At 67.7% G+C, this 4251-nt stretch carries 3 protein-coding genes and 2 pseudogenes; all 5 read left to right on the top strand.

Annotated elements, in window-relative coordinates; all coding sequences use genetic code 11:
• Positions 1–977, top strand: a 977-nt coding sequence (gene ftsY, locus AC27IQ_RS19580; protein WP_487090478.1) for a signal recognition particle-docking protein FtsY, incomplete at its 5' end; no start/stop codon positions are given.
• Positions 978–1259: 282 nt separating this feature from the next.
• A pseudogene (gene rpoH / locus AC27IQ_RS19575) lies at positions 1260–2202 on the top strand (RNA polymerase sigma factor RpoH).
• A gap of 132 nt (positions 2203–2334) precedes the next feature.
• Positions 2335–3351 (top strand): Bug family tripartite tricarboxylate transporter substrate binding protein, encoded by a 1017-nt coding sequence (locus AC27IQ_RS19570; RefSeq protein WP_487090477.1) that lies wholly within the window; start codon positions 2335–2337, stop codon positions 3349–3351.
• 109 nt (positions 3352–3460) lie between these two features.
• The gene (locus AC27IQ_RS19565; protein WP_284405410.1) at positions 3461–3841 is read left to right on the top strand and encodes an oxidoreductase; all 381 of its coding nucleotides are present in this window, start codon (positions 3461–3463) and stop codon (positions 3839–3841) included.
• 94 nt (positions 3842–3935) lie between these two features.
• Positions 3936–4251 (top strand): annotated as a pseudogene (locus AC27IQ_RS19560) (hypothetical protein); the annotation flags it as partial.

The following is a 4251-nucleotide window of genomic DNA, read 5'->3' as shown; positions in this document are numbered from 1 at the left end:
CGGCGGTGCCCGCCGTGCCGGTCCCACCACCGGCGATGCCCACCCCGGCCGCACCGCCCTTGCAGCCCGCGCCCGCCGAGCGCAAGGGCTGGATGGACCGCCTGAAGAACGGCCTGCGCAAGACCGGCAGCAGCATCGCCACGGTCTTCACCGGCACCCAGATCAACGACGCGCTGTACGAAGAGCTGGAAGAGGCCCTGCTGATGGCCGACACCGGCGTGAAGGCCACGCAGCACCTGCTGGACGACCTCAAGCGCCGCGTCAAGGACACCAAGACCACCGATCCGGCCGCCGTGAAGGCCCTGCTGGCCGAGGCCCTGGCCGACCTGCTGCGGCCGCTGGAGAAATCGCTGGTCATCGGCCGCTACACGCCCACCGTGATCATGGTGGCGGGGGTCAACGGCGCGGGCAAGACGACCTCCATCGGCAAGCTGACCAAGCACCTGGCCAACGAGGGCGCGGCGGTTCTGCTGGCCGCGGCCGACACCTTCCGGGCGGCGGCGCGCGAGCAGCTCGGCGTTTGGGCCGACCGCAACACGGTGGAGATCGTGAGCCAGGACGGCGGCGATCCCGCAGCGGTGAGCTTCGATGCCGTCACCGCCGGCAAGGCGCGCGGCAAGGACGTGGTGCTGGTCGATACCGCCGGGCGCCTGCCGACGCAACTGCACCTGATGCAGGAGCTGCAGAAGATCAAGCGCGTGGTCACCAAGGCGGATTCGACGGCGCCGCACGAGGTGCTGCTGGTGATCGATGGCAACACGGGACAGAACGCACTGGCCCAGGTGCGCTCCTTCGACGATGCGCTGCAGCTGACCGGCCTCATCGTGACCAAGCTCGACGGCACGGCCAAGGGCGGCGTGCTGGCTGCCATCGCGCAGGAACGCCCCATTCCGGTGTACTTCATCGGCGTAGGCGAGAAGCTGGAAGACCTGGAAACCTTCAACGCCAAGGAATTCGCGCAAGCTTTGCTGACTTGACCGACCGGCGAACGGAGTCCGAAGCCCCTTGCCACGTGTGCCGGGGGCTGGGCGACCGGGACGGATTGGTGCCATCCGGTGAATTGATTGTTCACAAAACGAAGTTTTTGGATTTTTTCGCTACTAATTCAATAGCACCATACCCTTTGAATTGCTGCGCCGACGCCCTTTTTTCCGACAATAACGCATCTCCCACGTCCTACGCCGGTGCGGGAACTAGTCCCTTAGCACTCCCTCATATGGAGTGCTAACATGAATGTCATGGAAGAAAGGATCTCTGGAATGACGCTTCAATCTGGAACCGCAGCCACCGCTCTGGCTCCCGCCAATCCTTGGGCGCTCATCCCCCCCTTGGGCAATCTGGACGCCTACATCTCGGCGGTGAACCGCCTTCCGCTGCTCACGGCGGAAGAGGAGCGCACGTACGCGCGCCAGCTCAAGGACAACAACGACGTGGATGCCGCTGGCCGCATGGTGATGTCGCACCTGCGTCTGGTGGTCTCCATCGCCCGCCAGTACCTCGGCTACGGCCTGCCCCACGGCGACCTGATCCAGGAAGGCAACGTGGGCCTGATGAAGGCCGTCAAGCGTTTCGACCCCGATCAGAACGTGCGCCTGGTGAGCTACGCCATGCACTGGATCAAGGCCGAGATTCACGAGTACATCCTGAAGAACTGGCGCATGGTCAAGGTGGCCACGACGAAGTCGCAGCGCAAGCTGTTCTTTAACCTGCGCTCGATGAAGCAGGGCTTCAAGGCCGATGCGGCCGCCGCCGATGCAGCCACCCACCGCGACACGCTCTCCGAGCGCGAAATCGATGCAGTGGCGCAGCACTTGAACGTCAAGCGCGAAGAGGTCATCGAGATGGAAACCCGCCTGTCGGGCGGTGACGTGATGCTGGACCCCTCGCCCTCCGATGACGGCGAACAGGCCTACGGCCCCATCGCCTACCTGGCCGATGGTGCCCACGAGCCCACCGCCATGATCGAATCGCGCCAGCGCGATGCCCTGGCCACCGACGGCATCGCCGCCGCCCTCTCGGGCCTGGACGATCGCAGCCGCCGCATCGTGGAAGAGCGCTGGCTCAAGGTGAACGACGACGGCTCCGGCGGCATGACGCTGCACGAGCTGGCCGCTGTGTACGGCGTGAGCGCCGAACGCATCCGCCAGATTGAAGTGGCCGCGATGAAGAAGATGAAAAAAGGCCCTGGTCGAGTACGCTTGACCGGCTGGCCACCCGCCTTAGCAGGCGGCCGGCATGGCGATAATCCCGAGCGCGCAATCCCCTGCGGATTGCGCGCTTTTTTCATGGGTGCGCCGGCTGCCGGTGCCCCCGATCTCCAAGGACACGACCCCCATGACTTTTCCTGCCGTTCGACGCCGCACGCTGATGGTGGCCCTTTCGCTCGCTGGCACTCTGGGCACGGCCACGGCCCAATCGGCACCCGGCGCACTGGAGACGCCGGGGTGGCCGAGCAAGCCGCTGCGCATCATCGTGGGCTTTCCGCCGGGATCGTCGCCGGACCTGACGGCGCGCACGTTCTCCGAGCCGCTGGCGCAGGCGTTGGGCCATCCGGTGATCGTGGAAAACAAGGTGGGCGCGGGCGGCAACATCGGCGCCGATGCGGTGGCCAAGGCGACCGATGGCCACACCATCGGCCTGTTCATCAACGGCAACCTGACCATCGCCAAGCTGCTCAACCCGGCCGTGCCCTACGACCCGCAGAAGGACCTCGCGCCGCTGAGCCTGGTGGGCACTTCGCCGCTGGTGCTGACCGCCCCAGCCTCGCAGCCGGACGTGCCGGCCCATGCCGATGCGCGCGCGTTTCTCTCAGCGGCGCGGCAGGCCGGCAGCCGCTGGAGCTACGGCACGCCAGGCGTGGGAACGGTGGGCCACCTGGGTACGGAACTGCTCAAGGCCCGCGCCGGCATCGCGCCAGTGCATGTGCCCTACCCCGGCTACCCGCAGGTGGCCACGGGCATGCTGGGCGGACAGCTGCAGATGGCGCTGCTGCCGCCTGCGCTCGCCCTGTCGCAGGAACGCACGGGCAAGCTGCGCCTCATCGGCGTCACCTCGGCCGGTCGCAGCACGCTCGTGCCCGGCGTGCCCAGCCTGGCGGAGGCCGGCGTGCCGGACCTGAACCTGGAGATCTGGAACGCATTCGCCGCACCGGCCACCATGCCCGCTGCGGTGCAGGCGCGGCTGTCGGCGCTGATCACCGACATCGCCCGCAGCCCCGACGTGCGGGCCAAGCTGTTCCAGCAAGGCTGGCAGGTGGCCGGGACCTCGCCGCAGGGGCTGGCGAACCGCATCCAGGCGGACACCGCGCTCATGGCCCGCGTGATCCGCACGCAGGGCATCCGGGCCGACTGACGCCCTGCCCCGGTGGGGTGCGCTGCGCCTCCACCGATGTTGATGCAGATCATGCCCCGCGGAGCCCGTGGCCGGCAGACTGGCGCCTTCGTGATTTCCAAGGCACGCCATGCAGCCCTTTCGCATCCTCGTCATCGGTGCCGGCCACACCGGCACCCCGCTGTTGCAGCAATTGCTGGCAGCGCCGTTCGTCTCCGTGCTCGGGGTGGCGGACCTGAACCTCTCCCTGCCCAGCATTGAGTTGGCGCGCAGCCACGGCGTGCCCGTGACCTCCGATTTCATGGGATTGCTGGCGGCGCACGGCAGCGCCGCGGACATCGTGATCGATGTGACGGGCCAGCCGGCGGTGCGTGACGCGCTGCGCCGGCACATGGTGGACACGGGCAACCAGCAGACGGTCATCCTGCACGAGACCATCGCGCTTTTGCTGATGTCGCTGTCGGCCGGCCAGCGCATCGAAAGCCGCCACGGCGAACTGGCCTACGCCTGAGCAGCCGGCCCGCTCCGTCCGTCACCATCGCAAGCAATTGCTATTATTTTTATAGCGATATGCCGGGAGAAATCATGCCCTGGAGGCCGTTTTCGTGCTGAGTCTGCGCACCCGGCCCCACGGCACCACGCCGACCGAAGAGGGCGCGCCCCTGCCTCCGTGCCACACCTGCGCCGGCCGCTCGCACTGCCTGCTCGGCCGGGCCCCGCGCGAGGTGCAGATGGCGGGCCGCGTGGTGGAGCGGCGCTTTCGCAAGGCCGAAACGCTGGCGCGCCAAGGCCAGTCCGCGCCGGTGCTGCAGATCCTCAAGGTCGGTACGGTGCTGCTACACCGCCGGGGCGCCGAGGGCATCGACCGGCCCGTGGGCCTGGCGGGCTGCGGCCATGCCCTGGGCACGACGGCGCTGTTCG

It is taken from the genome of Acidovorax sp. KPB24-07 (assembly GCF_057543315.1).
This window is presented reverse-complemented; position numbering and strand designations above follow the sequence as displayed.